The organism is Achromobacter sp. JCM 18799, from assembly GCF_055395645.1.
In genome coordinates, this window is sequence record NZ_AP043866.1 from 6,975,887 (window position 1) to 6,999,981 (window position 24,095).

The window sequence follows — 24,095 nt, forward strand, 5'->3', positions numbered from 1 at the left end:
CGTCCTTTGGGCGGCTGGAAAACCGAGGAGATGGAAGTGAAGCTATTCAAGAAGATGTTTGGCGCCGGCGTCCTGAGCGCACTCATGTTTGCCACGCCGTCGCATGCGCTGAACATGGACGTCGGGCACACGCTCACGACCGACAGCCCGTTCCACGTAGGCGCGCAGAAATTCGCCGAAGTGCTGAAGGCGAAGTCGAACGGAAAAATCACGATTTCCGTGTTTCCGCACTCCCAGCTGGGCGGCGAACTGACCATGATCCAGGGCGCGGTGGCCGGGGCCACCGACCTGGTCATCACGGGCCAACCGACCCTGAACGGTATCGTCAAGGAATTCCTGGTCTTTGACTCGCCGTTCCTGTTCGACAGCGTCGACCAGGCCAACCAGATCCTCAACGGGCCGGCTGGCGACAAATTCATGGAAGTCCTGCCCAAGTACGGCCTGGTTGGCCTGGGCTGGTTTTCGGCGATCGAACGTAACGTTTTCGGCAACCGGCCCGTCAATTCGGCCGAAGACCTGAAAGGCATGAAGATCCGCGTCATCCAGTCGCCGGGCTATGTCGAAAGCTACAAGGCCCTGGGGGCGCAAGCCACTCCCATGGCCTATTCGGAACTGTATCTGGCCCTGCAGCAGAAGGTGCTCGATGGCGGCGAGACGACGCCGGACCAGTTCGTCTCGGATAAATTCATCGAAGTCTCCAAGTACTTCAACATGACGCACGTCAATATCCATCCAGCGCTGCTGCTCATGTCCAAGGACCGCTGGGACCGCTTCTCGCCCGCGGAACAGAAAATGATCAAGGAGTCGGCGGACGAGGCCATGGCCTATGCGCGCGACTATTACAGGAAGGTCTACGACGAGGGTATGAAAACGATGGAGCAAAAGGGCGTGTCCATCGTCTATCCCAGCAATCTCGATTCCATGGTGCAGGCCACGCGGCCGGTCGTGAAAAAGCTCGTCGGCGAAGCGCCCAATGGCCAGGCGCTTTATGACGCGCTGATCGCCGCCAAGCAGAAGCAGTAACCGGCGCAAACGGCATCGGCCCCGGCGCTTTCCTATTCAAGAGAAACTGGACAGATTGATGACACCCTTCAACCAACCCGAAAACCTGCGCGTGTTGATTACCGGAGCGGCCGGAAACATAGGCCTTTGCCTGCGCACGCATCTGCGCGGCCGGTACGCCTTGCTGCGCCTGGCGGACATCGCACCGCAGGAACCGGCGCAGGCCGGCGAGGAAATCTGCGCGATGGACGTCCGGGACATCGAGTCCCTGGAGCGCTGCATGGAGGGTATTGACTGCGTCATCCATCTGGCCGGTATCCCCGGCGCCGATGTCTGGGAAAAAATCCTGCCCATGAATATCGAGGGTTGCTACAACGTATTCGAGGCGGCCCGGCGTCAGAACGTGCGCCGGGTGGTCTTTGCCAGCTCGAATCACGCTATCGGCTATCACCGCCGGGAAAAATTCCTCGATGACACCGTGCAGCCCCGGCCCGACTCGCTGTATGGCGTCTCGAAGGTGTTCGGCGAGGCCCTGGGCCGGATGTACGCCGACAAGTACGGCATGTCAGTCGCCTGCCTGCGGATCGGGACGTTCCGTACGCCCGACCGCCCGAGCGAGGCCCGCCAGCTGTTGACCTGGATCAGCCACCGCGACATGGCGCAATTGACGGCGCGCTGCGTCGAACACGCGTCCTACCATTTCACGGTGGTCTACGGGGTGTCGAACAACCTGCGCAACCGCTGGGACAATTCCAACGCGAAATTCCTGGGCTATGCGCCGCAGGACGATTCCGAGGTGTTCGCCCCGGAAATCCTGGCTCAGAACATCCCCGAGGATCCCATCGCCGCCCAGTTCCACGGGGGCTTTTATTGCCCCTTGGAATTCGTCGGAACCACGGACAGGATTTCCTGAAATCAGACCAGGATGATGTCGTATTGTCCGGGGATAAAAGGCTAGGGCCTTTATCCGTGCGGGTTAGCGGGGCGTTCTTATTGTTGGTTCTGCCCCTGGCTACCCATTTAGCTACCCATCTGAGGGGTGCTGGCCTCGTCGGCATCCTCTGCCGGCACCATGCGGGCCAGCATAGCATTCACCGATGCCGCGGTGATGCCGACCGAGCGGGTTTTGCCGATCTTCCCCTTTACCAGCTCGCCGCGATCGCACATGCGATAGATCGTAGCGACGGACACGCCCAGGGCCTGGGTAGCTTCGTGCACGCGGTAGATCAGCTTCGGCGCCGCGGCCGGTGCTTGGTGTGTGGCTGCGTGTGCCATTACTGCTCCTTGTTGTCGGTGCGCACACCGATGGCATAGACCGTGACAGGGTTCGGGCCGAAGTGCGGGTGCGTGATGGTCTTGATGGTGTAGCCCTGCCAGGGCAGCACCAGGCGGCGATCGTGATCATCTCGGCGCGGGTAGCCGCGGGTCAGCACGATCCGTTCGTAGCTCCTATCCTCCAGCCTGTTGGCCCAATGGAGTGTGAGAAGCCGGTATTCCTCGGTCTTCGTGCCGGCCTTGATGGCGTCGAAGTATTCGCCCTTGAGGGCCAGATGCAGGTCAGCCATTTTCGCCTCCGTCCTTGTGATCGGGGTGGGCCTGGGCGCCGATTTCAGCAGCCGCTCGGACGATGACGCGGCGGGTCGTTGCATAGGGGCATGCCCCGTCTTCCCCCGGGAACTCCCTGTTGATCGGCGTAACCAGTGCAGAAACGTCCTCTTCCCAGAACGTAACGCTGATGCGCAGCTTCACCGCCAGCCTCAGCGCGTCGCCGTCGTCGGTGAGCGGATTCCAGGAAGACCCGATGCCCGAACCTTCCAAGATGCTCGGGCCTGACAGCGGCATATGCGCGATGGTCAGTCCCGCCGCCTTCGCAGCGAGGTCCAGCAATTCGCGGTCACTCTGCATCGCGGCCTCCGTTCTTCTGCGCGCCCGGTTGCGCGGACAGGGCGGCGCGGTAGAAGTCGGCACGTTCGTTGATCTTCTCCTGATAGCCGCCGTGGCACAGGACAATGGAGCAAAGCTTGTCGGCATTGCCATCGGAGGCCGTAGCCCATCGCCACCGAGCGGCATCCTCGGCATCGCGCACCGCCTCGCTGGCCTGGGGCGCGGCATAGAAGATACGAAACTGGTAACTGCTTGCGCCGTGGCTCGCTTGTTTTGTCCGGAAGACACCCTCGCTGGTATCGTTCCAGCCGTCGCTATCGGCGAGACGCCACTGGTAGATAGCGCAGCTCGATCGCGTCTGAATGAAGCTATCAACACCATCGCGAATTCTCTGTTCGAACTCATCAGCGTTGACCTCATGAGGATTGAAGCCGCCGCAACCCAGCCACGACGCCAGGGAGCGTAGAACATTCTCGGCGGCTATCAGGCGTGCCGCTTCTGCCGGGTGCCGGTATCCCGTATGGGTAACTTGCGGGCAATCCAAAAGCCCGTGCTGGTGTTCGCATTCTTCAGAGCAGAACCATTCCCCCTCTTCGGGATATTCGGATATGCAGTGCTTGGCTTGACTGGCCGGCTTGCCGCAGTTGGCGCATTGGCTTTCCGCCTCCCCGGCTACAGGGGCGCTTTCCAGGGCAGAGTAGTAGACAGGAGTGCCCACGGGCATTTCCCAAGCGCTACGGTCTTTTGCCCATTCGAGATACCGGGAAGCTTCATCGCCCGCTACGTATGCTACAGGTGCGCTTGGGATTGGATGGTCCGCCTCGGTACCTTCAGGCATAGGCCCCCATTCGGTAGCCTGATTTCGACGGTCTTGATAAGCCTGCTGTTCTTGTCTGGCTTTCTCCCGCAGAGCCTCGGCCATCTTCGCCATGGGCGATTCATCGGCTACAGGGGCGCTTGCCAAGGCGTCCAGGACGCCTAGGATGCGTGCCGGGTATTCCTCCAGCGGCACATCCTGATTATCGGCAGCGGCCAAGTCCTCATATACGCGGCGGGAAAATTCATCTCGCCAATTTCCGCCCGCCAGGGAGCCAGGCAGAGCGGAGAACTGGGCGACGCAGAAATCAAGCGCACTGATAGCTTGCTGGTGGCCCTGCGCGTTAAGAAAGCGCCCGTGCCCGTCCGCTATATTCATCGCTGCAACCTCGGCTGCCCGGCGCTTGGCGATTGCAGCGAATGCCGCCCGCTCATCGGCTACAGGGGCGCGCAGCTTGGACAGCAGGGCGTAGGCGCGGTCGAATCCGGCCTCGAAGATGCGCCGGTTGTCGTTCGTGTCCATGATCCAAGTGCGGGCCGCGAAATACTTATCGGCCGCTGTGACACGCTCGGCTTCCTGCATTGCCGCCTGGGCGGCGGTGGTGTGGTCGGTCATAGGTCCAGTTCCTTGTTGATTGATGTGCCGGCGCTGCGGGCGATGGCCAGCAGCACGTCGCGAAATTCGGGGGGGGGTAGCGTTGCGGATGCGGGTCTTATCCTTGCCGCCCACCATGGCCATCATTCCGATGCGACGGGCCTTTTCGTAGCCGTGAAGCTCAATGGCCCGGGGATGGATGCGTTGTGGTGAACGGCCCCATTTCAATTCGGGCAGGTCGGTTCCGACTGCGTAGAGCCACGTACCCTTGCGCGACAGGTGTCCGTAGTGCCCCTGCTCAACGTGACAGGTCCAGCCGCCGAGCGGGTCGGCCCGAATCCAGCGACCAGACTTTGGCGGCTTCCGCAGGCCGAACCAGGCCCAGGCGTGCGAGTCGGCTGGATGCTCGATTACCCCGCCATAGTTGCGCACTGCCGTCAGCGCCGCGGCGAAGCATCCGCCGTCTTCACCCAGGCGGAACTGGTGAGGCTTGTTCGGCGCGCCATGCCAGTATCGGCCCCACCGCTGGCAGGGTGGATGCGCCACGACTGGATGCGGACCGCTGTAGGTCCTGGCGTCCCGTGGCTCATCCCAGGGCTGAACTCCAGGCACACCGAAGTAGGCGCCATCCGTCTCCACGAATAGGGCGGCGACTTCCATGTCTCACCCCTCCTGCTGCTGAGAGGCAGGAACTGCACGGACTCCACGAACCGCATCCCGTGCGTCGTCTCGAATGTTCTCGTACGGTATTTCCAACACCTCCCGATACGAAAGCCCGATGCGCTTCTCGGCATCGCGTTCGATCTGTTTCAGCGTCATGTAGCACGTGGCAATACGCTTGAGCGCGAGCCGCATGCGTTCGTAGTCCTCGCGCTCCTTCTTGGTCATTGCCATCACACCTCCCCTTTGCCCTGCTGGGCGGCAATGGCGGCGTCAAAGGCGGCGTCCACCTGTTCAGCAGTCGGCAGAACGGTGCCATCAGGATCAAGGCCCATCGCTTCCAGGGCCGCGGTCACATTGTCCAGCCACGTAGTGTCCACGCTGGTCAAAGCTGCTCGGTGGCTTCGATAGCGTTCCGCATCCCGCGCATCGCCAGCAGCGGGAGCCGGCCGGCGCAAGATGTAATCGCGGATGAGCTGCATGCTGAAGGCGTCAGCGTCGGCGGTCGCCCCGCTGAGAACGGACGTATGCAGCGGCGTGCACATACGGTCCAGCGCGGCCATCACGTCGACGGGGACGTCCTTCGCATCGTCCTGTGCGCTGGCGGGAGGGGTTGAGCAATCAGGGCAAGGCTCAGCGTCGTAGCCGGAATGCGGCGTCAAGCCACCTACCATACCGTGACCGTTGCAGGTCTGGCACGGTGCGGCGGGGAGCGGCATCCAGTGCGACGGCTGATAGACAAACGGTGGCAGATTCCCATCCATCCGCCAATCGCCAAAGCCGTAGAACTGACCGGAGCATGGCGCGTCGAAATGTCGATTCCAAAGCAGTACGCGGCTGCCGTCCTTGGGCGCTGATTCAATCGGCTTCCAGCCAACGGGGAGGGCGGTCATGTCAGGCTCCTGATGATGCGGTACGATGGCCACCACTCAATATGGTGGAGGGTTCAACATGTCGTCGAAAACTGCTGTCACGCCCGAGGCCTATGTCAAGCACTTGCGGGCTGAGTTGAAAAAGTCTGGCTTGGAGCTGACGGACAAAACGCTGGATGTCATTTACTTGGCATCTCCTCGAACCGGGAACCCGATGGGTTTTTCGGCGGGTCAGGATGGGCCCGTTTTGGTTTGCCGCCGCCACGAATATCAGGCCGTGTTGAAAGCTCAGGTAGAAGTGGACAAAGTGATTCGTTCCGAACCTCCGTTCCTGGCAGTCGGCTACTGGCCTGAAGCTAAGGACTGAACTGGTCATGGCCTAGCGTCCATCTCTGCCAGGATCTGCGTCTGACGCAGCAGGTCGGACGCGACGGCTTGCGTCAGCCCGGCACCGATGCGGCGCAGCGAGGGGATCTCGGCGTGCAGCGCGGCCATCAGCGGCCCGTCTATCGGCATGCCCACGTCCAGCCGTTTGGCGAGCTGGCGCAGCGCCGTGGCCTTGAATTCGCGCCCGTGCCGCGTCGCCCACATGTCGAAGAAGTCCGCCATGCCTGCGATAGCCGGCGCGCTGGCGTACCACTCGCCGTCCGCGACGCAGTGGAAGATCGGCTCGCCGCGCGCGTCCACCGTCACGGTGCCGTCGCGTTCGATCTGGTCGATGATGGCTTCCAGCGGCGCCAGGGTCTGCTGGGTCTTGATGAGCATGGGCAGACGGGCAGGGCGATCAGGCCGGCGCGTGGCGCGCACGCGGGCCTGCTGCTTTTCTATCATGCGGCGCTGCTGGCGGTTCATGGCGGGGATCATGGTCGTTCTCTATGTAGGTGGCCGGCACCGGCAGCGGTGGGGGTGGCTTGAGGTAGCCCCGCCGCCGCGCCGGCCGAAAGGGTTATTCCAGGGTCAGGCCCAGGCTCTGCTGCTTTTCGACGGCGGGCGTGATGCTGATCGTGATGTCGTTGCCCAGCACTTCGTACAGCTTCTTGATCTGCTCTCCGCTGGGGTGACACTTCACGCGGAAGGTGATTACCACGCTGCCACCTTCCATGAGTTCCGCGGCGAACCCATCCACGTCGGCGGGGTCCAGATCGATATCGGATGAACCGCCCAGGCCAAAGCCGATCACGACCAATGCGCCGATGAGTTCATGCTTGAGACGGATCTTTTCGATCAGGTCGCCAAAGCGGCGCACCGTCAGCGCATCGCCCACGGGAATCTCGCCCTGGTCGGGGGATTCTTCTTGCTTGTAGAGAAACGAGCGCAGCACCGGGTGAAACTCGGACAGCACTCCGTTTCCATCAGTGAAGCTGATCTTCAGGTCTGCCGCGCCGGCAGGCTCATCGCCGTGGCGCTCGGTGCGCACGTTGATATGCGCCAGGGTTGCGGTTTGCTCGGTGATCGAGAACATGCGGGATTGCTCCGTAGGTTGTGCTGCTGGGGAAGGGTTAGGCGGCCACGGCCAGCTCGGCGCGTACCGTGGTGATGTGCTTCACCAGGGCCTCGCAGATATGGTCGAAGTCGCGTTCGTGATAGAGCATGGCGGCACGATCACGGCTGGCCGGCTCGAAACCGAGGGTGCGCAGAAAATCCGCCGTCAGCGTGAAACCCAGGCGCTCGCCGATCTGGCCCAACTTCAGGGTGGGCTGACTGATGACCGCCCCGCCGCTGGGCAGCGTCTTCGGAGTCGACGTGGCCGCTGGCGTGGGCACAGGCGCGGCTTCAGTCTTGGCCGTCTCCACAACCGTCTTCGCAGCCTCCTCGGCCTCGCGCTTCGCGTCTTCGGCCTTCTGGTGCTCCGTGATCCGGGTCCGGACGATCAGATGGAAGTCGTCAGCCGGTTTCAGCGCCAGCGAAGCCAGGTCCGCGAACAGGAACTTGTGGTCCGCCGCGTTGCCCTCGTACCAACCCAGGTTCTCGCGTACAGACTTCGCCGCAGCATCTGCCTTGATCTTGGCGTTCGCGAGCTCTGTATTCAGAGCATCGTGCAGGCTCGCCAGAGTGCGCTTGTTCTTTGCGGCGGCCAGGAAGTCGGGCCCCGGCTGGATGACAAGCCTGACCGGCTCGATTTCCTTCTCAAGAGCCTTGACGTGCTCGACGTACGCGTCCCTCGCTGTCGTGATCGCCGCTTCCTTGATCGACTTCTTCTTTGCCTCGACCAGCTTTTCCAGCGCCAGCCGCTTCGTGCGGAACTGGTCTTTCAGGAAGTCGATCGTCTTCATCAGCTCGTCGATCGAGGCCGTCTGGCCCAGGGCGGCCGAGCGCGCAGCTTCCAGCGACGTCTCGGCCTCGCCGCAAAACTTCACGGTGGCGTCCGCGTTGACGAAATCCTCATCGGTAGCCAGGTCGGTCTTGATACCTTCAATGAACGTCGTGGCGGCTTCGCGGAAGGCCGGCAGGTTACTGGTGACGACTTCGCCCCGAATCTGCACCGATAGCGCGGGCAGCCGCATGATGGCCGCCGCTGCCGGCTTCTCGGCATACTCGACTGGCGTGTAGGCGGCCAGATCCTTCTCGAACTGCGCCCAGCCCTCACGGATGCGGGTGAACCATGCCGAATCCGGGGTCACTTCCGTGTACACCAGGTTCTCCTCGGTGCCGTCGGACACGGTGAAAATCACCCGCTGCGCGCCCGTCACCATCAGCTGCTGCTGGCACTGCGGCATGTACTCGTCCGGCACTACGCCCGCGCGGACAGACTCGGCCAAAGCCTCGTTCCACTGCTTGTGCTCGAACAAGGTGTCTTCGCCCATGTTCATGCCATCGCAGGATGCCGACAGGTTTCCATCCGAGCACGTCACCGGGTACAGATCCTCGCCGATGATTTCCTCGATCAAGACACGGCCAAGCGCCTCGACTTCGTGCCCGTAGTCCAGGACATTTCGCTGCACCCATTCGGTGAACTCCTGGGCCGTGCCGGTGTGCTTCATGTGCAGCAGCTCAGTGCGCTTTACCTTAGATGAGAGCCCGAGCATCGCGGCCGCCTCGCTGGCGCCCCAATGGTGGCTTCGGAACTGGTGCCAGGAGTCCGAGCCCTGGACGAGATCATGCGTCTGCATTGTTTTCTCCGTTGGTCGATGCCCAGGACGCGATCTCCACCTTCTGGTCCTCGGTCAGGGTCATCTTGGTTTGGATCATTGCGATCAGGGCGTTGACCGGTTTCTTCCCTGATGCGATCAGCGGCCGCCATTCGGCGGATTTCTTCTCGAATTGCTCGGCCGTGCACACAGGCAACGTGCCGCCGACACCATTGCCAGCGCCGGTGCCATTCCCCTCCATGTCGGCCTTGTTTTGCATGACCGTCTGCCACGTGGCCTCACCGTCGCGAATGGCGCCGTAGATGCCGCGCAGGCTCACGATCTGGGCTGGAGAGCATTTGCCCAGGTCGTGCCCCAAGTAATCGGTCAGATCGGTAGCTTTGACGCCGATCTCTGCAAAGGCGTCGACAATCTTGCGGCGTTCGGCATCGGGGTCCTTGGCTGCCTGGTCTAGGCGGATGTGCTTGATGATTTCCTCGGCCTCATCGCACAGGTCACCGGGGATGACACGAAGACCCAGGGTTCGGATCGCCTTGGAAATCAGTGCCCCGCGCTTGTTCAGAATGTCGTCGTCCGTGCCTGGGACCGTGTAGACGTTCCTGCCGTAGCTGTTCTTGCGAACGCTGATGTACGTACCGTCACTGGCCGGCTTGCTGCGCTCGACAGTCTTGGAGACACGGACATCCAGCGGATACGTGATGTTCGCTTCCAGGTCCGTGACGGAAACCCGATGGATTTCCTTGGCGTCATCCTCGAAGATCATCGTCGTCTCGATCAGGACGTTCTTCATGCACCGCAGCGCCACTTCGACGAAGCGGATGCCCAGGCCTTCCACGCCGTCGCCGATGGGCTTGATGTAGTAGGCGCTTTTGTTGTGGGCGAACGTCGGGCGCCGGCATTCCCTCAACAGTTCCTGGCGCACGGCATCCCACTGGCGCGGGTTTCGCATAGCCATGACGTAGCGGGATTCGACCATCGCCTTTGATTGAGCCGCGATGGCCGTCGAGGCAGTCTCGACCACGGCGTAGGTCTGGGTTTGTTCATTGAATCCCTGCGCGACGGCAAGGGCTCCTTGATGTTCGGACATGATTTCCTCTTCTGGATGGAGTTACCGGTGGGTCGGCTGGCGCGCGGCCACGGCGGTCTTGCCGCAGCCTTCGCAGGTGGTGAGGGTGGGGGATTGGGCTTGCTCGTCGCGCTGCTGGCGGTCGCCGTAAGCCGCGACCATGCCGCCGACGAAGACGACGGCGCAGGCAGCACCGACCCATTCGTGACGGTCAAGCTGGCGCAGGGCGCGCAGGAGGCGGCGGATCATTGCGGCCCCGCCTTGGCCGTGAGCCACGCCTGATCAAAGGCGCGCATCGCGGCATCGGGCGTATCACCGAAGCCGCACACGCCGTCTTGCAAGTTCTGCCCATACAGCGCGCACCACTGGCTGCCGTCCATGCTGATCGCCGGGCGGAAGACAGCGGCGGGGCGCTGCAATTCGTTGACGGTTTCCTGCACAGCGCACCGGATGATGTGGTCGGAGTTGCCGAAGGCTTCGCGCAGCGCGCTTTCAACGGCTTGACCAACGTCGGCATGGCCGATTCGGCTGCGGACCGCGTCATAGATAGGCTGGTAGGTATCGCTCATTCGTCTCTCCAGAAGTGCGCCATCAGGTAGTCGCCGATCAGCGCAATTGCATAAAGGGCGGCCACGCCCCACACGGCGTAGGCGGTCATCATTTGCGCGACCTCCAGGCGTCGGCGATGGCCTGCACCAGCAGGATCAAGCCCAGGATTAGGAAGCCGATCATTTGCGGCGCGCCGGCAGTTCGAAGCGCACATCAAGCTGGCGCTCGGGGTCTTCGATGGCGTCGGCCAGCGTCTCCACGTAGTGCGCGCTGGCGCGGTCCATGAAGCTGCTGAACAGCTCGCCGATGCGGCCGAACGGATCGCCCAGGGCGTAGGCGCGGGCCACAGCGTCGAAGGCGTCCACCAGCGACTGATTGCCGATGCTGTCTTCGTAGACGGCATGCGCGGCCAGCTGGCGGTTCTCGGCGGTCGCCGTATAGCGGATGACCTCGTGCTGGCCTTCGCGCAGCGCCTGGCGAAGATCGCCGGCCAGGTCCATGCGCAGTTCCTGCTCGGGCGAGATACGGAAGTTGGGAAGGGCGCCCATGATTCAGTTCCTCGCTTCCAGATCGGCCTGCCGCGCCATGTCTTCGTAATGCGTGGCTGCAGACGAGGGGCTGTGTTCAATGGCCAGCAGATTGCTGATCTGGCTTTCGAGAAAGTTCGCCTTCGCTTCCGCCTCGGCGCGGACCTTCTTGACCTCGGCACGCAGGGAGTCGACCTTGGCGTCGATCAACTGGCGATGCTCGGGCAAATCCAGGGTGACGCTCGCCTCACCCACGAGGGTGTAGCCGCAATCAGTCATGTCCGATTCCAGTCTTGTGAAAGACAGGTATCCAAGCTGAACGCGGTCAGGGTCGGTCAACTCTTCGGGCGTCATCAAGCTATGGCTCGGCAACCAGGCCTTGACGGTTTGGGTGACTTTCATGGTGGTCTCCTAGCCCCTACCGGGGCGGGGTAGTGGGGTTAGAGAGGGTTCAACCGGGCGAACTCGCCGTGCAATTCCACGGCGGCTCGGTTGTAGGCGTGCGCGGCGATGCGCGGATCTTCGAACTGGCCCAGGTGAATGTGCTTGCCGTTGAATTTGATCTGCGCCATCCAGCGGTGGCCACGAACCTTGGAGACGCCTTTGAAGCCTGACCGGTTGTTCTTGGCGAGGTGGCAGTTCCTGGCGTTCTCAGCGCGGTTGCAAAGGCGCAGGTTGGCCTTGCGGTTGTCCAAGCCGTCGCCGTTGATGTGGTCGACAAGCTGCCCGGCGGCCGCGGCGATGATCAGGCGGTGAAGGTAGACGTGCCGGCCGTGCGACTTGCGGCGGACATAGCCATCCTGGCAGATGTGCCAGGTGTACGAGCCCAGCAGGTGCGCATCGCCTTGATCGAGCAGAGCGCGGCGCACATCGCCCTTGCGGTCTCTCAGTTCAAGCGTCAGTACATCCATGTCCTGTTTCTCCCTGGTTGCTCACGGGTTGTGAGTGCATGGGAGAAATAATAGCGGCACTAGTTATGGTGTGTCAATAGTGCCGCTAGTATTTTTATTTTGTAGGAATTTTTCTACTCGACCTTCGACGGATCGGAGTGTGGATCGAGGAAGCTATGGGCTACGATCTAAGGGACACTTCATAGGGGATAGACATGGTTGGTTCACGCCGAGCGGTACTGTTGCGATGTGCTGCGTTGATTGGTGCCCTGAGCGTGCAGCCCGCAATGGCATATCAACCCACCCCAAACATGCGTGTGATCAACAAGCTGCTGATTGAGCAGGATCTTCAATACGGTGTCAGCGGGGGGAAGTCGCAGCTAGCAACTGGACTTGGACTCATCGTATCCAGCCCGCGTGATGTGGCTATGGCTTATCTTGGCAATGAGGTCTCTGCAAACCAGAAGTACGAGGGGAGAGTGGTCGCCCTGCGTGGCGAGGCCCTATCCATTCAGGCGGGCTACGGTGAACCCTTTATAGAATTCGCCCGGAGCGGCGAATGGGGCGTGCGGGCTTACTTCATCCAAAGTGAAACGGATAAATTGGCGAAGCTACGCCGACTCGATCCCGTCAGCGTGGTTTGCAAAGGGCGAGGCGTGGTCATGGGCGTTCCCATCTTCAATGGCTGCCTTATGGCATCCACTTGGAAGAGTGCGGTTGCTTCAGATATCAGGCGGGACGTTTCCGACTTTTATGCAGGAAGAAGCTCGACGCGTGCCGCCACGCTGATTGGAGTTGCATCGGCGGCAATAGCCGAAATGGTGCGTGATGACGCCAGTTGTTCTAAGGACGAGGACGCGTGCTCTGCAGCCATGGGTGCGTTCTACGCCTTGACTGATGAACAGCAGGCAGATCGCATGCACCAAGCTATCGAGAGGCTAAAAAAAGCCGGCCTGAAAGTCGCTTAGAGTTTGCAACCCATCCAGAACGCCCTGCCGATGATTTCGATCTGTGGGTCATCGAAATCTAGGTGCAAGTCTTCGTAGCCGCCGCCTGGATTTTCGGATCGAGCGATGAAACCGCCGTTTCCTTTATAGAGCCGCTTTACGAGAAGCTCACTATCGCGTCGGAATGCGTAGACCTTGCCATTGATGATCGAGGTGGCACCTCGATTTACAAGAATTGTCGCTCCATCAGGGATCAGCGGCTCCATGCTGTCGCCTTTTACGGAAACGGACACTGTTTGTTCCGGCGTGGCGCCCGCAGATCGCAAAAAGTCTGCGCGGAAAGAAAGCCTGCTCAATTCATCTTCTGAAGTCACAAGTTCACCGTGACCTGCCGACACGCGCACATCTAGCCGCCGAATGGCGATGAACTCCGAGCCATCGGAATCGTCTTCTGGAACTGCGGCAGCGATTTCGCCGAGCTCCTTTGCCAGGCGGGGGCTGAACTCCGCAACGTCTATACCCATGGCCTTGGCAAATTTTACGGCCACCTTGACGTTCAGTGGACTTCCCGCGTTCAGGTATTGCCACACCATCCCCTGCGTACCGATTTCATTCTCTGCGCCGAAAGCTGCTTGAGAGACCTTTACGCGCTCTTTGAATAGACGTTTAAGAGCGGCCGCTTCCTCAATGTGAACGGTTTCTATCTTGGCTTTGCGAACGGTGTTGCTGGACATGGCCGCGATAGTAGCGGCTCTATTAAGCGGCGCAACGAGCGGCACTATTGACTCCAATCACTAGTGCCACTATTATTTGTGGCATGAACGCTATCTACGCCATCCGAAAGCAGTTGGGAGTGACCCAGGCCGCGCTTGCCGCCGGTATTGGTGTCACGCAGGGCAACGTTTACCTCTACGAGAAAAAGGGCCAGACAGTGCCACCCCCCGTCGCGGGGCGGCTGATCGAGTACGCCGCCACGTTCGGTGTAGAGCTGACCTTCGATCAGATATACCGGGCCGCCGACCCCGCGCCGCAGCAGGAGGCGGCGTGAACGCCCGCCACCTCCCTTACGCATCAATCCCAGCTTGCAGGGGTTGGCGGTGTCCCGTCGAGTTTTGCGCCAGCCCATGCTTTGGCTTTGATAACGATCAAGCCGTCGTCCGCGTCGATGAATTGCTTGAAGTGTTCCCGAAGAGCCGCGGTTGTCGCACCTGTGTGCTCGAAAGACCAAACGGATTCGAGCGGGCGGGTTGCGCCGAATCGCTCGAGTTCGTCGTAAAGCGGCTGGTAATTGCGCGCCTTGCGCAAGTCGTAACTCAAAAAGTAGAGGCCCATTATGAGCAAATCTCCTGATGAATCGCTGCGTTTGTGGACGCTCCCTGCTGGGAGTCTTGTGAAGGTCGGTGGCATTCCGTACGAACTCACGACGCCAATCGAAGTGCGGGGTGCCACCGAACCGACACAAGTTGTAGCACGTGGCGAAACCGCCGAAATAGTCGATGGACAGGGGCGATCCGATGCGTGATCCCGATCCGCAGGACAACCGCATCCCGATAGGGCCGACCGATGTGTAGGTCATCAATGCACCGACGCGCTTTCGCGTCCGTCAGTCGCCCACGCCGTGCGGTCTCGCTCGGCGCGCAGCTCATCAAAGATATCCAGCACGGCCTTTTCGCTCGGGTCCACGAAGGTGCGGCGGGCGATGTCTTGGGCGTGCTGCAGAAGCTTTTCGGTTTCGGTGATTTTGTCCATGCCGCCAGTTTGCGCGGCACCGTGCGCAACCGCACTCAGGCTCTTTTGTTCAAGGCTGTACTCACATGAACGCACCCATCCCCATATCCCACATGCCTCAAGCGCCCTCAATGGCGCGCTCGTTCCGTCAATACCTGACCGATCCTCGGCTCAAGCCCGCGGTCATGGAGGCGCTGGGTTGGGATGACAGCCAGGTCAGCCGCTTCTTGTCGGGCACGCAGGGCATCACCATCGACAAGCTGGACGCTGCCGTAGGCGCGCTCAGCATGGTGCCGGTGACGCGCCGCTATCTGAACGCTATCCGTGAGTTGGGCAAGACCGGCGCTGCATGTGTGTGCGCCAGCGAAGGCCGGGGCGAGTGCGGCTGGGATCGTTGATATGCGCCAGCGCCTGCACAACCCCCGCACGTTCCTGCTGATTGGCTCCAGCCAGCAGGCTGCCGCGCAGACGTTCCTGGCCAACCTGCCACTGGACGCTGACGAACCCCTTGAGGTCGTGGTCCGAGAGCGCGTCAAGCCGCGCAAGATGAGCCAGAACGCCCTGATGTGGGTTGGCCCCTTGGCTGACATCGCTGAGCAGGCCTGGGTGAACGGCAAGCGCTTCACGGCCGAGTCTTGGCATGAACACTTCAAGCGCGAATACCTGCCCGAGGAATACGACCCGGAGCTGTGCCTGGACGGCTACGTCAAATGGCAGATCACCCCACGCGGCGACCGCGCACTGGTGGGCAGCACCACCATGCTGACGGTCAAGGGCATGGCCCAGTACCTGACTCAGGTAGAGGCCGCCGGCGCAGAGCTAGGCGTTGAATTCCGCACGCGAGGGGATCGCTGATGTGGGACGACACCACCCCGCGCGCGCAGCAGATCGGCGCATGGCTCGATTCCCCGATGGATCTGGACGAGTTCTACGGCCGGCCCACGTTCGCACGTTGTGCGGTCGTCCTGGCCGTCTGGCTGTCCCTGTACCCCGTGTGCCATGTCTCGGCGCGCGCGCTGCGTGGCGGGGGGCTGTGATGCTGCGTCGCTCGCCTCTCACGCGCAAGACCCCGCTCAAGGCCACCACCGGCCTTGCGAGAACCCCATTCAAACGCAGCGCGCCCAAGAAGCGCCCGGGCTATCACGAACCCAAGTACCTGGCCGCTTGTCGCGGCGAGCCTTGCTTTCTCCAAATCCCGGGCGTTTGCCGCGGCGAACGGGAAAGCGTGGTCCCGTGTCATGCCAATTGGTCCGCCTACGGCAAGGGCATAGGCATCAAGGCCAAAGATGAATTCACCGTTCCCGGTTGCTTCAGGTGTCACCAGTGCCTGGACCAGGGCTTCAGCCTGACCGACGACCAGAAGCGGGCGACATGGGAATTCGCATATCACCGCTGGCTGCCTGTGCGCGCTAGCAAGATGGGAACGCAATGAACTACTACCCCCACCACATCGGCGACTACCTCAAGGACACGGCCCACCTGACCATGGTGGAGGACGGAGCCTATCGCCGCCTCATCGATCTGTACTACCTGCACGAAAAGCCGTTGCCTGCGGAGCGCGCGAAGGTTTACCGGCTTGCCCGCGCCCTCACGCCGTCCGATAAGGGTGCCGTGGACACCATCTTGGACGAATACTTCGAACTCACCGAGGAAGGATGGCGGCATCGCCGCTGCGATACGGAGATCGAGGCCGCCCAAGAGAAGGGTGAAGACGCGGAGGCCAAGCGCGAGAACGAAAAGGAGCGCCAGCGCCGGCACCGGCAACGTCGGTCAGACCTTTTTGCAGCGTTGCGCGAGCATGGTGAGGTACCTGCCTGGGACACATCTGTCACGGAACTCGAAACGATGCTGTCACGCGTACAGCAGATGGGACTGAACGGCATTGATAACGCACCTGTCACGCCACCTGTCACGCGTACGGCCACGGCTATCCATAAGCCAATAACCAATAACCAAAGAAAAGAAAAACAATCGTCGGCTGGAGCCGACTTGCCGGCTGGCTTCCTCGAATTCTGGAAGGAATGGCCGTCAACCGACCGCAAGACCGGCAAGGCTGAATGCCTGAAGCGCTGGCGAAGCCGCAGGCTGGAGGCCGAAGCCGAGGACATCGTTGCCCACGTCAAGGCCATGAAAACCACCCGGAAGTGGCTGGAGGGCTTCGAGCCTGCGCCGCTGACGTTCCTGAATCAGCGCCACTGGGAAGACGGTGCCCCTGGTTCGCTCAACCTGGGCGCTGCTGGCTCTGGCGACCAACCTTGGACGGGGGCCGTGTGATCGGACATCAATCCCTCTTTGACGCCCGTATGGCGGGCTTCCAGCCTGCCGACGTTTGGCTGACCTGCGTGCCAGCTGAGCAGGCATACGGCAGCTTCACCCACCCCGAGAAGCAGATCGGCCGCATGGTCAACGGGCGGTGGATCGGCTTCCCCGAAATCCACGTGCGCGACGACGAGAACGCCATGGCGCTGGACCTGCGCGTCTGCGTCGGCCTCACCGTTCACATCCTCGCGCCGAACCGTCGCCGCGCCCTGCAACTGATGCGCCAGGTGTCTGAGTGCGATCCGGCCAAGGTCATCGCATCCGGCCCGTGGGGCCTGGTCATCTGGCACCCGGCGCAAGAAACCCAGGAGTACCCCGCATGACCCAGATCATCAATTCCCAGGATTTCGACTTTCGGGCCTACATGGCGGAAACCGATCCCAAGGCCAAGGTGCTAGCAGCCGAAGCGTGGGGCGACGACCTGAAGCGATCGATCGAACATGGCGACGTATTCACCGGAGCCACGCTCCCCTGGGCGAAAACCCATGATCTGCTGCGGTTCCGCCCGGGCGAGGTCACCGTGTGGCAGGGGATCGGCGGCCACGGTAAGAGCGAGCTGCTGGGCATGGCCTGCATTGGCTTTGCCAACCAGGGCGAACGCGTGTGCATCGCCTCGTTCGAAATGAAACCCCAGGCCACGCTGAAGCGCATGCTGCGCCAGACCGCAATGAATGGTCGCCCCAGCGCGCAAGCTGTGGATCGCTTGGTCGAATGGTCCCGCGACAAGCTGTGGCTCTACGACCAGCAAGGCACGATCAGCCCGCCGATGCTGTACGCGGTCATCAGGTATTGCGCCGACCGCTTGAAGATCCGGCACATGGTCATCGACAGCCTCATGAAATGCGTGCGCGGCGAGGACGACTACAACGGCCAGAAGGACTTTGTGGACATGCTGGGCGTACTCGCCAAGGACCACGGCATGCACATCCACCTGGTGCACCACGTCCGCAAGATCGAGAACGAACACAAGGTGCCCGGCAAGCTCGACAGCAAGGGCAGCGGCTCCATCGCCGACCAGGTTGACCAATTCCTGACCGTCTGGCGCAACAAGCGCAAGGAAGCCGTGGCGGAAAAGGAACTCCGCGAGATGGGCGAACTGTCCGCCGACACCATGGACACGCCGGACACCCTGCTCATCTGTGAAAAAAACCGGCACGGCAACTGGGAGGGGCGAATCCAGCTCTGGCACCACGCCGACAGCCTGCAATACGTCGGCGATAAGACGCGCCGCCCCATTGACCTGATTGGGAGCCTTGCATGACTACACCGAACTTGACCGCCCAGGCCGACGTGGCGCTGGACCCGCTCGCTGGCACGTTGCAAACCGGCCGCATCGCCTATTCCCCTGACTTCGAGTCCAATCCGCAAGAAAGGCGAGAGCGCCTTTTGCGTTCCCTTGATGACCTTCCCCCAGTTGATCCAGCACGACTGGCTCAGATGGCTGCTGACGCTGCTGCTGTGAGGCTGACCCTGCCGTACCCGATCAGCGCGAACCGCTACTGGGCCAGCCGCACGGTCACGCCCAAGGGCAAGCCGTCGTTCACGACCACCTACGTGACGCCCGAGGCCAAGGCATACAAGGCGCAAGTGCAAAAGCTGGCGTTGGTCGCTGGCGTACGCAAGGCCATCGCCGGCCGCGTGCGCGTGGACTTCACGCTGTATCCTAACCGCCCGCTGGATTGGCAAAAGCGCATGCGCAAGGACGGCGCGGCGTGGGATGACACCGTCATGTGCCTGGATCTGGACAACGCCCAGAAGGTGGTGCTGGACAGTCTCAAGGACGTGGTGTTTCAGGATGACGCATGGGTGCGCGAGATCAATGCCCGCCGCGCAGAGCCCGACGAATTCGGCGCGCGGCTGATGGTGGTGGTCACTCCGCTGGCCGTCGCGCAGCCGCAAACCGACCTCTTTGGCACTTCGCAGGAGCGCAAAGCATGAACAAGCCCCGCATTAAGCTCATCGGCGGCGTGTGGCGCTGCCAGTCTGAGGACGTTCTTTGCACCGGCCAGACGCCCCGCCAGGCGTTCAATCGCTGGCTGGAAGCAACGATCAAGGCCGGACTCGAGCATGCCGGGCAGGCCCAGCCCCTTGTTGATCTGCCAAAGCCGAAGCGCCAGCCCGCGCAGCGCCGCCCGCAGAAGCCCAAGGCGCTGGACGGCCTGGACATCCCGGTCTTCGTCGCCGGGCCGCGCGACCACAACCTGATGCGGCGCCCAGCGCTCAGCCTTGCATCGGTCGGCCTGCGGGTGAATGGGGAGCGCGCCATGGAAGCGCAGAAGCCGACTCCGTCGCTGGCGAGTAGCCGGCGGAGTGGCAAGTGATGGCCTGGACCCGCCAAGCCGAGCGCGGCGACCCGGCCAAGCTGCTGGAACGCCGCCAAGAACCGCCGCCCGCACGCACCTGCGCCGGCTGCCGGGAAATCCGCCTGATCACGAATCCCTTCGGCGGGCGCCGCGTCCTGCGGTGCGCCTTGGGCGAAGAGATCGGCCAACGTTGTTCGAAGTACGAGGAGCGCACCGCGCCATGAGCATTCCCAACCTGCTGCTGTACCGCCTGCCGGCCGATTTCCACGAGCGCCTTGAAAACTGGGGCGACGTCATGCGCAGTCACGGAGGCTACGGCGTCTCTCCCACCTACGAAATCTGCCGCATGCTGGCCAAGCAGGCCGGCAAGTTGCCCCGCGGGGAAGAGCCGGACAAGGAACTGGACGAGGCGGACGCCGGTTTCATCGAGGCCGCCTGGCGCAACTCCGTCTACCGCATGCTGCACCAGCACCGCGAGCTGCTGCGCGCCCACTACGTCCAGCGCGCCTACTGGAAGGCGACGTGCCGCGCGCAGGGCATCAGGTTGCGGGAGTACGACGACATCTTGGTGCGCGCCGTCGGCAACTTCGAAGATTTTGTTGCACAGTACGCAATGCGGGTGCATAATCGCCGCCAAGACAACCTGACTACCGTCTAACGACGTGACCCGATGCCCATGGCGGGCATCGTGCGTCCGCAAGAAACAGAGCCCCGAGCGAAAGCCGGGGCTTTTTTCATGCCCGTTTCCAGAGAGCAGGGGCCAGAGAGAACCGTCCGCCGGGCCGCATGGGCACCGGCTGGCAAACGTCACGCTCCGGCCTCTGCTCTGTGGGAACAGCCGCCGCAATCGACCAGCCCGCAGCGTGCCAATGGCCAATGCTGCACTCGGGGATAGCCCCGCATAGCTGGCTCCGACCGGCGCCGCCCGACAACTCCACCCGCGACGGGATGTCTGCTGGGGAGGGGCCCCACATCAACCACACCCCATGAGTCGCCTCAGCAGGCCTGGCGCCCGCGCAGGGGCAAATGCGCGGGACACTTCTTGCCGGTCTTGTCGCCGGTGGCCAGCACGACGAGAACCGCGGCGCCCAGCTCGCCACGGCGGGTAGTCGGATGGGGGCAACCGAGAATTCCATGACCGAAGCAAAGAAGGCTCCCGACTGGGAGCGTATCGAAGTCGACTATCGCTCGGGCCTGCTTTCCGTGCGCGAAATTGCTGCGCGCCAGGGTATCTCCCACGTCGCCATCGCCAAGCGCGCCAAGCGTGACGGATGGGAGCGCGACCTCTCCGCGCAGATCCGCGCGAAGGCTGAAGCGCTGGTTACCAAGCAGTTGGTTACCACGGAGGTTGCCGGTAACCGCAAAGAGCAGGACGCGGTGGTCGTCAAGGAAAGCAGCGAGCAGCTGGCATCCGTGATGCTCACGCAGCGCCGCAGCGTGACGCGCGCGCACAACCTGTGCATGGCCCTTTTCACCGAATTGGAAGCGCAAACCAATGAGCCGGAGCTTTTCGGCCAGTTGGGCGAGTTCCTGCGGGAAGAGGGCGAGGATGGAGCCAGGAAGCGCGCCGCCGTCTACGACAAGGTTTTGACCTTCGGCGCACGCGTCGATGGCATGAAGAAGCTGGGCGAGACGCTGAAGGTGCTGGTCGGCCTGGAGCGTGACATCTACGGCCTGAACAACCCCGAACCGCCGCCGCCGGCCGCGCCCGCCTCTGCGCAGGGCATGACGGTGGTGTCCGATGACCCAAACGCAGCTGCTGCCGCATATCGTGCGCTGATGAACTGATGCCCCTGCCTTTCCCGTTCGATTTCCGCAACCCCGACTACAACGCGGTGTTCGAATGGCGGATAGAGAGGCTGAAGCGCATTCGCGCGGTGCCGGAGCAACTGAAGCACCTGAAGGCGTTTTACGCCCAGAACCCTGCCCAGTTCATTATCGACTGGGGCATGACGTTCGATCCTCGCAACGTTGAGCGCGGGCTACCGTCCAGCGTCCCGTTGCTGCTGTTCCCTCGGCAAGAGGAATGGGTGCATTGGTTCATGGAGCGCTGGGAGCGGCAGGAGCCGGGCATCACCGAGAAAAGCCGCGACATGGGTATGTCCTGGCTGACTGTGGCCCTGGCCGACACGGTATGCCTGTTTCGTGATGGCGTGGCCGTCGGGTTCGGATCGCGCAAGGAAGAGTACGTCGACAAGATCGGCTCGCCCAAGTCGTTGTTTTGGAAGGCGCGTGCGTTCCTGAAGCTGCTGCCTGCGGAGTTCCGGGGCGGCTGGGACGAGCGCTTGCACACGGCCCATATGCGGATCCACTTCCCGGGATCGGGGTCGGTGATCACCGGCGAGGCCGGCGACAACATCGGCCGCGGTGACCGGGCAAGCTTTTACATCGTGGACGAATCAGCATTCCTGGAGCGTCCCCAGCTCGTTGAGGCCTCTCTAGCGGCCACCACGAACTGCCGCCAGGACATCAGCACGCCGAACGGCTCAGCGAATCCATTCGCACAGCGTCGGCACAGCGGAAAGATACCGGTGTTCACCTTCCACTGGCGGGATGACCCCCGGAAGGACGACGCCTGGTATGAAAAGCAGATTCGCGACCTTGACCCGGTGACGGTGGCGCAGGAGATCGACATCAACTACGCCGCATCGGTCGAGGGGGTGTTGATCCCCTCCGCGTGGGTACAGGCTGCTGTCGGTGCGCACATCAAGCTTGGCATCACGCCATCCGGCGCACGCCGGGCTGGCCTCGACGTGGCCGACGAAGGCCGGGACAAGAATGCGTTCGCCGGCCGCCATGGCATCCTGCTGCAGCACCTGCATCAGTGGTCCGGCAAGGGCAGCGACATTTTCGATACGGTCGTCAAGGCGATGGGCTATTGCGACGAGTACGGGTACGAGCTGCTGGACTATGACGCCGATGGCCTGGGCTCCGGCGTGCGGGGTGATTCGCGCGTGGTGAACGAGCAGCGCCAAGCCGCGGCAAAGCGCCAGATCATGGTGGAGCCGTTTCGCGGATCGGGTGAGGTTCACGACCCCGACGGTGAAATGGTGCCAAAGCGATTGAACCGTGACTTCTTTGCGAATGCGAAGGCGCAGGCATGGTGGTCTTTGCGGTTGCGCTTCCAGGCAACGTATCGCGCTGTGGTGGAGGGGATGGAGTTCAGCCCGGATGACCTCGTGTCGATCGATCCTGACCTGCCTGACCGCGCCGCGCTGGTGATGGAGTTGTCACAGCCCACATACGGCAAGACGCCGGCCGGGAAGATCCTGGTCAACAAGCAACCCGACAATTCGAAGTCTCCGAACTTGGCTGACGCGGTCATGATCGCGTACCAGCCTGCCTCCCGCGCGCTCGATATCTGGGCGCGCCTCGCAGCATAAGGAAAATCATGGGCCGTCGCTCATTCGGAAAGGTCGCAGCGCGTAAAGACGCTCCGGCCACAGTCACCGCGCCGGCCCGCGATTCCTTCGCCAACATCGAAGCGCGCGTCGGCATCCAGACGAACAATCAGGCGTCCCAGGGGCGCTACACCTTCGACCTGGTCAGCCGCAACCGCATCCAGATGGAGGCGGCCTACCGCTCGTCCTGGATCTGCGGGATGGCCGTGGACGCCGTCGCGGAAGACATGACGCGGGCGGGCATTGAGCTGGCCAGCGACATCGATCCGGACGACGTCGAGCGCATCCAGTCGACCATCGAGCAGTACCAGGTGTGGGATGCACTGTGCGACACGGTGAAGTGGTCGCGGCTGTATGGCGGCGCCATCGCGGTGCTGCTGATCGATGGCCAGGACGTGAACACGCCGCTGAAGCTGGACACCATCGGCAAGGGCCAGTTCAAGGGCCTGCTGCCGCTCGACCGTTGGCTGGTGCAGCCGTCGCTGACCCACCTGGTGCGCGAGTACGGCCCCGACCTGGGAAAACCGGAGTATTACGACGTTCTGATAGCCGCGCCGGCGCTTTCTGGCCAGCGCGTGCACTACAGCCGTGTGATTCGCCTGGAAGGCCTAAAGCTTCCCTACTGGCAACGTATTGCCGAAAACCTGTGGGGCCAGTCGGTGCTTGAGCGGCTGTGGGACCGCCTTCTGGCGTTCGACAGCACTACCGAGGGTGCCGCGCAGCTGGTCTACAAGGCCCACCTGCGCACGTACAAGGTCAAGAAGCTGCGGGAAATCCTGTCCATGGGGGGACCGGCCGAAGCGGGGCTAATGAAGCAAATCGACTTCATCCGCCGCTTTCAGTCCAACGAGGGTATGACCCTCATGGACTCCGAGGATGAGTTCGAGGCCCATCAGTACACGTTCAGCGGCCTGGACAACGTCCTGCTGCAGTTCGGCCAACAGATATCCGGGGCGCTGCAGATCCCACTAGTGCGCCTCTTCGGCCAGTCCCCGGCCGGCCTGAACGCCTCCGGGGATTCGGACCTGCGTACCTATTACGACAACGTCGCAAACGGCCAGGACAAGCAGTTGCGGGCTGGTATGAGCGTGTTGCTGGACGTCGTGCATCGGTCCTCGCTCGGTCGGCCTCCGGACGACAAGTTCGGATTCGAGTTCCGTCCCTGCTGGCAGTTGACCGATACCGAGAAGGCGACGATCGCAAAGGACGTCGAGACCGCCGTCGGGGATGCCTACGACAAGGGCATCATCGGGCGCAAGACGGCGCTGTCGGAGCTGCGCAAGTCGGGACACAAAACCGGCGTCTTCACCACGATCACCGAGGAAGAAATTGATGCCGCAGATGACGATCCGCCCGATCCCGGCGAAGTCGACATACCTGGGCTCAATATCGGCGAGAACCAGGGACAAGCACCAAGGGCGCAAGCAGCCGCGCCGGCGTGATCCGG

The 24,095-nt window shown here is 62.3% G+C and carries 37 protein-coding genes; 19 read left to right on the forward strand and 18 right to left on the reverse strand.

Features of this window, described 5'->3' with window-relative positions:
• Positions 1-30: 30 nt before the first annotated feature.
• Together ACZ5YA_RS33005 and ACZ5YA_RS33010 are read left to right on the forward strand one after the other, a co-directional pair.
• A complete protein-coding gene (locus tag ACZ5YA_RS33005; protein ID WP_464091766.1) occupies positions 31-1,023 on the forward strand; it encodes a TRAP transporter substrate-binding protein in 993 nt (330 codons plus the stop codon).
• 58 nt (positions 1,024-1,081) lie between these two features.
• Positions 1,082-1,915, forward strand: coding sequence for an NAD-dependent epimerase/dehydratase family protein (locus ACZ5YA_RS33010; protein ID WP_118932259.1), 834 nt, complete (start codon positions 1,082-1,084; stop codon positions 1,913-1,915).
• Positions 1,916-2,022: 107 nt separating this feature from the next.
• Here ACZ5YA_RS33010 and ACZ5YA_RS33015 read toward each other — a convergent pair whose 3' ends face one another.
• Genes ACZ5YA_RS33015 through ACZ5YA_RS33040 form a run of 6 tightly spaced genes read right to left on the reverse strand, consistent with a single transcriptional unit; the run spans position 2,023 to position 5,850 of the window.
• On the reverse strand, positions 2,023-2,277 hold the full coding sequence (locus ACZ5YA_RS33015; protein ID WP_464091767.1) for a helix-turn-helix transcriptional regulator: 255 nt from the start codon (positions 2,275-2,277) through the stop codon (positions 2,023-2,025).
• Positions 2,277-2,567: an ASCH domain-containing protein gene (locus ACZ5YA_RS33020; RefSeq protein WP_464091768.1), complete on the reverse strand. Its 291-nt coding sequence runs from the start codon at positions 2,565-2,567 to the stop codon at positions 2,277-2,279. Before ACZ5YA_RS33020 ends, ACZ5YA_RS33015 begins: the two co-directional genes overlap by 1 nt.
• Positions 2,560-2,907, reverse strand: a complete 348-nt coding sequence (locus tag ACZ5YA_RS33025) for a hypothetical protein (RefSeq protein WP_464091769.1) — start codon at positions 2,905-2,907, stop codon at positions 2,560-2,562. The genes ACZ5YA_RS33020 and ACZ5YA_RS33025 overlap by 8 nt, the downstream gene beginning before the upstream one ends.
• Positions 2,897-4,957, reverse strand: a complete 2,061-nt coding sequence (locus ACZ5YA_RS33030; protein WP_464091770.1) for a hypothetical protein — start codon at positions 4,955-4,957, stop codon at positions 2,897-2,899. The genes ACZ5YA_RS33025 and ACZ5YA_RS33030 overlap by 11 nt, the downstream gene beginning before the upstream one ends.
• 3 nt (positions 4,958-4,960) lie before the next feature.
• Positions 4,961-5,185, reverse strand: a complete 225-nt coding sequence (locus ACZ5YA_RS33035; RefSeq protein ID WP_464091771.1) for a hypothetical protein — start codon at positions 5,183-5,185, stop codon at positions 4,961-4,963.
• Positions 5,186-5,190: 5 nt separating this feature from the next.
• The gene (locus ACZ5YA_RS33040) at positions 5,191-5,850 is read right to left on the reverse strand and encodes a DUF551 domain-containing protein (RefSeq protein WP_464091772.1); all 660 of its coding nucleotides are present in this window, start codon (positions 5,848-5,850) and stop codon (positions 5,191-5,193) included.
• Positions 5,851-5,875: 25 nt separating this feature from the next.
• On the opposite strand from ACZ5YA_RS33040, the gene ACZ5YA_RS33045 reads away from it, so the two are divergent.
• Positions 5,876-6,196: a hypothetical protein gene (locus tag ACZ5YA_RS33045; RefSeq protein ID WP_464091773.1), complete on the forward strand. Its 321-nt coding sequence runs from the start codon at positions 5,876-5,878 to the stop codon at positions 6,194-6,196.
• A 5-nt stretch (positions 6,197-6,201) separates the two neighbouring features.
• Here ACZ5YA_RS33045 and ACZ5YA_RS33050 read toward each other — a convergent pair whose 3' ends face one another.
• The 9 genes from ACZ5YA_RS33050 to ACZ5YA_RS33090 all read right to left on the reverse strand — a co-directional run bounded on the left by ACZ5YA_RS33050 (position 6,202) and on the right by ACZ5YA_RS33090 (position 11,971).
• Positions 6,202-6,693 (reverse strand): hypothetical protein, encoded by a 492-nt coding sequence (locus ACZ5YA_RS33050; RefSeq protein WP_464091774.1) that lies wholly within the window; start codon positions 6,691-6,693, stop codon positions 6,202-6,204.
• Between the two features lie 82 nt (positions 6,694-6,775).
• The gene (locus ACZ5YA_RS33055) at positions 6,776-7,291 is read right to left on the reverse strand and encodes a hypothetical protein (protein WP_464091775.1); all 516 of its coding nucleotides are present in this window, start codon (positions 7,289-7,291) and stop codon (positions 6,776-6,778) included.
• A gap of 37 nt (positions 7,292-7,328) precedes the next feature.
• On the reverse strand, positions 7,329-8,939 hold the full coding sequence (locus ACZ5YA_RS33060; RefSeq protein WP_464091776.1) for a YqaJ viral recombinase family protein: 1,611 nt from the start codon (positions 8,937-8,939) through the stop codon (positions 7,329-7,331).
• Positions 8,926-10,005 carry a hypothetical protein gene (locus ACZ5YA_RS33065; protein ID WP_464091777.1) on the reverse strand — a complete coding sequence of 360 codons (1,080 nt, stop codon included), beginning with the start codon at positions 10,003-10,005 and terminating at the stop codon, positions 8,926-8,928. The genes ACZ5YA_RS33060 and ACZ5YA_RS33065 overlap by 14 nt, the downstream gene beginning before the upstream one ends.
• Before the next feature lie 21 nt (positions 10,006-10,026).
• Positions 10,027-10,233 carry a hypothetical protein gene (locus ACZ5YA_RS33070; protein ID WP_464091778.1) on the reverse strand — a complete coding sequence of 69 codons (207 nt, stop codon included), beginning with the start codon at positions 10,231-10,233 and terminating at the stop codon, positions 10,027-10,029.
• The gene (locus ACZ5YA_RS33075) at positions 10,230-10,553 is read right to left on the reverse strand and encodes a hypothetical protein (RefSeq protein ID WP_464091779.1); all 324 of its coding nucleotides are present in this window, start codon (positions 10,551-10,553) and stop codon (positions 10,230-10,232) included. Before ACZ5YA_RS33075 ends, ACZ5YA_RS33070 begins: the two co-directional genes overlap by 4 nt.
• A gap of 159 nt (positions 10,554-10,712) precedes the next feature.
• Complete coding sequence (locus ACZ5YA_RS33080) at positions 10,713-11,081, reverse strand: hypothetical protein (RefSeq protein ID WP_464091780.1); 369 nt, start codon at positions 11,079-11,081, stop codon at positions 10,713-10,715.
• 3 nt (positions 11,082-11,084) lie between these two features.
• A complete protein-coding gene (locus ACZ5YA_RS33085) occupies positions 11,085-11,462 on the reverse strand; it encodes a hypothetical protein (protein ID WP_464091781.1) in 378 nt (125 codons plus the stop codon).
• Between the two features lie 38 nt (positions 11,463-11,500).
• Positions 11,501-11,971 (reverse strand): HNH endonuclease, encoded by a 471-nt coding sequence (locus tag ACZ5YA_RS33090; RefSeq protein ID WP_464091782.1) that lies wholly within the window; start codon positions 11,969-11,971, stop codon positions 11,501-11,503.
• A 266-nt stretch (positions 11,972-12,237) separates the two neighbouring features.
• On the opposite strand from ACZ5YA_RS33090, the gene ACZ5YA_RS33095 reads away from it, so the two are divergent.
• Positions 12,238-12,918: an OB-fold protein gene (locus ACZ5YA_RS33095; RefSeq protein WP_464091783.1), complete on the forward strand. Its 681-nt coding sequence runs from the start codon at positions 12,238-12,240 to the stop codon at positions 12,916-12,918.
• Here ACZ5YA_RS33095 and ACZ5YA_RS33100 read toward each other — a convergent pair.
• Positions 12,915-13,631: a S24 family peptidase gene (locus ACZ5YA_RS33100; RefSeq protein WP_277757517.1), complete on the reverse strand. Its 717-nt coding sequence runs from the start codon at positions 13,629-13,631 to the stop codon at positions 12,915-12,917. The genes ACZ5YA_RS33095 and ACZ5YA_RS33100 overlap by 4 nt on opposite strands.
• An 83-nt stretch (positions 13,632-13,714) precedes the next feature.
• Here ACZ5YA_RS33100 and ACZ5YA_RS33105 point away from each other — a divergent pair, with 83 nt between their 5' ends.
• On the forward strand, positions 13,715-13,945 hold the full coding sequence (locus tag ACZ5YA_RS33105) for a helix-turn-helix domain-containing protein (RefSeq protein ID WP_464091784.1): 231 nt from the start codon (positions 13,715-13,717) through the stop codon (positions 13,943-13,945).
• A 23-nt stretch (positions 13,946-13,968) separates the two neighbouring features.
• Here the strand turns inward: ACZ5YA_RS33105 and ACZ5YA_RS33110 are convergent, their stop codons facing one another.
• Both ACZ5YA_RS33110 and ACZ5YA_RS33115 read right to left on the reverse strand, forming a co-directional pair.
• The gene (locus tag ACZ5YA_RS33110) at positions 13,969-14,229 is read right to left on the reverse strand and encodes a hypothetical protein (RefSeq protein WP_464091785.1); all 261 of its coding nucleotides are present in this window, start codon (positions 14,227-14,229) and stop codon (positions 13,969-13,971) included.
• 243 nt (positions 14,230-14,472) lie between these two features.
• On the reverse strand, positions 14,473-14,646 hold the full coding sequence (locus ACZ5YA_RS33115; RefSeq protein WP_464091786.1) for a hypothetical protein: 174 nt from the start codon (positions 14,644-14,646) through the stop codon (positions 14,473-14,475).
• A gap of 65 nt (positions 14,647-14,711) precedes the next feature.
• On the opposite strand from ACZ5YA_RS33115, the gene ACZ5YA_RS33120 reads away from it, so the two are divergent.
• From ACZ5YA_RS33120 to ACZ5YA_RS33185, 14 genes are all read left to right on the forward strand, one after another.
• Positions 14,712-15,023 carry a DNA-binding protein gene (locus ACZ5YA_RS33120; RefSeq protein ID WP_464091787.1) on the forward strand — a complete coding sequence of 104 codons (312 nt, stop codon included), beginning with the start codon at positions 14,712-14,714 and terminating at the stop codon, positions 15,021-15,023.
• 1 nt (position 15,024) lies between these two features.
• Positions 15,025-15,480 carry a recombination protein NinB gene (locus ACZ5YA_RS33125; protein ID WP_464091788.1) on the forward strand — a complete coding sequence of 152 codons (456 nt, stop codon included), beginning with the start codon at positions 15,025-15,027 and terminating at the stop codon, positions 15,478-15,480.
• Positions 15,480-15,662, forward strand: a complete 183-nt coding sequence (locus ACZ5YA_RS33130; RefSeq protein ID WP_464091789.1) for a hypothetical protein — start codon at positions 15,480-15,482, stop codon at positions 15,660-15,662. Before ACZ5YA_RS33125 ends, ACZ5YA_RS33130 begins: the two co-directional genes overlap by 1 nt.
• The gene (locus ACZ5YA_RS33135; RefSeq protein WP_464091790.1) at positions 15,662-16,057 is read left to right on the forward strand and encodes a nuclease domain-containing protein; all 396 of its coding nucleotides are present in this window, start codon (positions 15,662-15,664) and stop codon (positions 16,055-16,057) included. Before ACZ5YA_RS33130 ends, ACZ5YA_RS33135 begins: the two co-directional genes overlap by 1 nt.
• Positions 16,054-16,899 (forward strand): YdaU family protein, encoded by an 846-nt coding sequence (locus tag ACZ5YA_RS33140; RefSeq protein ID WP_464091791.1) that lies wholly within the window; start codon positions 16,054-16,056, stop codon positions 16,897-16,899. The genes ACZ5YA_RS33135 and ACZ5YA_RS33140 overlap by 4 nt, the downstream gene beginning before the upstream one ends.
• Positions 16,896-17,267: a hypothetical protein gene (locus ACZ5YA_RS33145; protein WP_464091792.1), complete on the forward strand. Its 372-nt coding sequence runs from the start codon at positions 16,896-16,898 to the stop codon at positions 17,265-17,267. Before ACZ5YA_RS33140 ends, ACZ5YA_RS33145 begins: the two co-directional genes overlap by 4 nt.
• On the forward strand, positions 17,264-18,205 hold the full coding sequence (locus ACZ5YA_RS33150; protein WP_409151179.1) for an AAA family ATPase: 942 nt from the start codon (positions 17,264-17,266) through the stop codon (positions 18,203-18,205). Before ACZ5YA_RS33145 ends, ACZ5YA_RS33150 begins: the two co-directional genes overlap by 4 nt.
• The gene (locus ACZ5YA_RS33155; protein ID WP_464091793.1) at positions 18,202-18,882 is read left to right on the forward strand and encodes a RusA family crossover junction endodeoxyribonuclease; all 681 of its coding nucleotides are present in this window, start codon (positions 18,202-18,204) and stop codon (positions 18,880-18,882) included. The genes ACZ5YA_RS33150 and ACZ5YA_RS33155 overlap by 4 nt, the downstream gene beginning before the upstream one ends.
• The gene (locus ACZ5YA_RS33160; RefSeq protein WP_464091794.1) at positions 18,879-19,265 is read left to right on the forward strand and encodes a hypothetical protein; all 387 of its coding nucleotides are present in this window, start codon (positions 18,879-18,881) and stop codon (positions 19,263-19,265) included. The genes ACZ5YA_RS33155 and ACZ5YA_RS33160 overlap by 4 nt, the downstream gene beginning before the upstream one ends.
• Entirely contained in the window at positions 19,265-19,471 is a 207-nt protein-coding gene (locus tag ACZ5YA_RS33165) for a hypothetical protein (RefSeq protein WP_174717502.1), read from the forward strand. Before ACZ5YA_RS33160 ends, ACZ5YA_RS33165 begins: the two co-directional genes overlap by 1 nt.
• Complete coding sequence (locus tag ACZ5YA_RS33170) at positions 19,468-19,905, forward strand: hypothetical protein (RefSeq protein ID WP_464091795.1); 438 nt, start codon at positions 19,468-19,470, stop codon at positions 19,903-19,905. Before ACZ5YA_RS33165 ends, ACZ5YA_RS33170 begins: the two co-directional genes overlap by 4 nt.
• 476 nt (positions 19,906-20,381) lie before the next feature.
• On the forward strand, positions 20,382-21,035 hold the full coding sequence (locus tag ACZ5YA_RS33175; protein ID WP_464091796.1) for a hypothetical protein: 654 nt from the start codon (positions 20,382-20,384) through the stop codon (positions 21,033-21,035).
• Positions 21,035-22,630: a TerL protein gene (locus ACZ5YA_RS33180; RefSeq protein ID WP_464091797.1), complete on the forward strand. Its 1,596-nt coding sequence runs from the start codon at positions 21,035-21,037 to the stop codon at positions 22,628-22,630. Before ACZ5YA_RS33175 ends, ACZ5YA_RS33180 begins: the two co-directional genes overlap by 1 nt.
• An 8-nt stretch (positions 22,631-22,638) precedes the next feature.
• Entirely contained in the window at positions 22,639-24,090 is a 1,452-nt protein-coding gene (locus tag ACZ5YA_RS33185; RefSeq protein WP_464091798.1) for a DUF1073 domain-containing protein, read from the forward strand.
• Positions 24,091-24,095 lie beyond the last annotated feature (5 nt).

What these genes read in the sequence shown, in the direction of transcription:
- ACZ5YA_RS33005 (WP_464091766.1), top strand. Translation starts at nt 31, where the DNA reads ATGGAAGTGAAGCTATTCAAGAAGATGTTTGGCGCCGGCGTCCTGAGC.
- ACZ5YA_RS33010 (WP_118932259.1), top strand. Translation starts at nt 1,082, where the DNA reads ATGACACCCTTCAACCAACCCGAAAACCTGCGCGTGTTGATTACCGGA.
- ACZ5YA_RS33015 (WP_464091767.1), bottom strand. Translation starts at nt 2,277, where the DNA reads ATGGCACACGCAGCCACACACCAAGCACCGGCCGCGGCGCCGAAGCTG.
- ACZ5YA_RS33020 (WP_464091768.1), bottom strand. Translation starts at nt 2,567, where the DNA reads ATGGCTGACCTGCATCTGGCCCTCAAGGGCGAATACTTCGACGCCATC.
- ACZ5YA_RS33025 (WP_464091769.1), bottom strand. Translation starts at nt 2,907, where the DNA reads ATGCAGAGTGACCGCGAATTGCTGGACCTCGCTGCGAAGGCGGCGGGA.
- ACZ5YA_RS33030 (WP_464091770.1), bottom strand. Translation starts at nt 4,957, where the DNA reads ATGGAAGTCGCCGCCCTATTCGTGGAGACGGATGGCGCCTACTTCGGT.
- ACZ5YA_RS33035 (WP_464091771.1), bottom strand. Translation starts at nt 5,185, where the DNA reads ATGACCAAGAAGGAGCGCGAGGACTACGAACGCATGCGGCTCGCGCTC.
- ACZ5YA_RS33040 (WP_464091772.1), bottom strand. Translation starts at nt 5,850, where the DNA reads ATGACCGCCCTCCCCGTTGGCTGGAAGCCGATTGAATCAGCGCCCAAG.
- ACZ5YA_RS33045 (WP_464091773.1), top strand. Translation starts at nt 5,876, where the DNA reads ATGGCCACCACTCAATATGGTGGAGGGTTCAACATGTCGTCGAAAACT.
- ACZ5YA_RS33050 (WP_464091774.1), bottom strand. Translation starts at nt 6,693, where the DNA reads ATGATCCCCGCCATGAACCGCCAGCAGCGCCGCATGATAGAAAAGCAG.
- ACZ5YA_RS33055 (WP_464091775.1), bottom strand. Translation starts at nt 7,291, where the DNA reads ATGTTCTCGATCACCGAGCAAACCGCAACCCTGGCGCATATCAACGTG.
- ACZ5YA_RS33060 (WP_464091776.1), bottom strand. Translation starts at nt 8,939, where the DNA reads ATGCAGACGCATGATCTCGTCCAGGGCTCGGACTCCTGGCACCAGTTC.
- ACZ5YA_RS33065 (WP_464091777.1), bottom strand. Translation starts at nt 10,005, where the DNA reads ATGTCCGAACATCAAGGAGCCCTTGCCGTCGCGCAGGGATTCAATGAA.
- ACZ5YA_RS33070 (WP_464091778.1), bottom strand. Translation starts at nt 10,233, where the DNA reads ATGATCCGCCGCCTCCTGCGCGCCCTGCGCCAGCTTGACCGTCACGAA.
- ACZ5YA_RS33075 (WP_464091779.1), bottom strand. Translation starts at nt 10,553, where the DNA reads ATGAGCGATACCTACCAGCCTATCTATGACGCGGTCCGCAGCCGAATC.
- ACZ5YA_RS33080 (WP_464091780.1), bottom strand. Translation starts at nt 11,081, where the DNA reads ATGGGCGCCCTTCCCAACTTCCGTATCTCGCCCGAGCAGGAACTGCGC.
- ACZ5YA_RS33085 (WP_464091781.1), bottom strand. Translation starts at nt 11,462, where the DNA reads ATGAAAGTCACCCAAACCGTCAAGGCCTGGTTGCCGAGCCATAGCTTG.
- ACZ5YA_RS33090 (WP_464091782.1), bottom strand. Translation starts at nt 11,971, where the DNA reads ATGGATGTACTGACGCTTGAACTGAGAGACCGCAAGGGCGATGTGCGC.
- ACZ5YA_RS33095 (WP_464091783.1), top strand. Translation starts at nt 12,238, where the DNA reads ATGGCATATCAACCCACCCCAAACATGCGTGTGATCAACAAGCTGCTG.
- ACZ5YA_RS33100 (WP_277757517.1), bottom strand. Translation starts at nt 13,631, where the DNA reads ATGTCCAGCAACACCGTTCGCAAAGCCAAGATAGAAACCGTTCACATT.
- ACZ5YA_RS33105 (WP_464091784.1), top strand. Translation starts at nt 13,715, where the DNA reads ATGAACGCTATCTACGCCATCCGAAAGCAGTTGGGAGTGACCCAGGCC.
- ACZ5YA_RS33110 (WP_464091785.1), bottom strand. Translation starts at nt 14,229, where the DNA reads ATGGGCCTCTACTTTTTGAGTTACGACTTGCGCAAGGCGCGCAATTAC.
- ACZ5YA_RS33115 (WP_464091786.1), bottom strand. Translation starts at nt 14,646, where the DNA reads ATGGACAAAATCACCGAAACCGAAAAGCTTCTGCAGCACGCCCAAGAC.
- ACZ5YA_RS33120 (WP_464091787.1), top strand. Translation starts at nt 14,712, where the DNA reads ATGAACGCACCCATCCCCATATCCCACATGCCTCAAGCGCCCTCAATG.
- ACZ5YA_RS33125 (WP_464091788.1), top strand. Translation starts at nt 15,025, where the DNA reads ATGCGCCAGCGCCTGCACAACCCCCGCACGTTCCTGCTGATTGGCTCC.
- ACZ5YA_RS33130 (WP_464091789.1), top strand. Translation starts at nt 15,480, where the DNA reads ATGTGGGACGACACCACCCCGCGCGCGCAGCAGATCGGCGCATGGCTC.
- ACZ5YA_RS33135 (WP_464091790.1), top strand. Translation starts at nt 15,662, where the DNA reads ATGCTGCGTCGCTCGCCTCTCACGCGCAAGACCCCGCTCAAGGCCACC.
- ACZ5YA_RS33140 (WP_464091791.1), top strand. Translation starts at nt 16,054, where the DNA reads ATGAACTACTACCCCCACCACATCGGCGACTACCTCAAGGACACGGCC.
- ACZ5YA_RS33150 (WP_409151179.1), top strand. Translation starts at nt 17,264, where the DNA reads ATGACCCAGATCATCAATTCCCAGGATTTCGACTTTCGGGCCTACATG.
- ACZ5YA_RS33155 (WP_464091793.1), top strand. Translation starts at nt 18,202, where the DNA reads ATGACTACACCGAACTTGACCGCCCAGGCCGACGTGGCGCTGGACCCG.
- ACZ5YA_RS33160 (WP_464091794.1), top strand. Translation starts at nt 18,879, where the DNA reads ATGAACAAGCCCCGCATTAAGCTCATCGGCGGCGTGTGGCGCTGCCAG.
- ACZ5YA_RS33165 (WP_174717502.1), top strand. Translation starts at nt 19,265, where the DNA reads ATGGCCTGGACCCGCCAAGCCGAGCGCGGCGACCCGGCCAAGCTGCTG.
- ACZ5YA_RS33170 (WP_464091795.1), top strand. Translation starts at nt 19,468, where the DNA reads ATGAGCATTCCCAACCTGCTGCTGTACCGCCTGCCGGCCGATTTCCAC.
- ACZ5YA_RS33175 (WP_464091796.1), top strand. Translation starts at nt 20,382, where the DNA reads ATGACCGAAGCAAAGAAGGCTCCCGACTGGGAGCGTATCGAAGTCGAC.
- ACZ5YA_RS33180 (WP_464091797.1), top strand. Translation starts at nt 21,035, where the DNA reads ATGCCCCTGCCTTTCCCGTTCGATTTCCGCAACCCCGACTACAACGCG.
- ACZ5YA_RS33185 (WP_464091798.1), top strand. Translation starts at nt 22,639, where the DNA reads ATGGGCCGTCGCTCATTCGGAAAGGTCGCAGCGCGTAAAGACGCTCCG.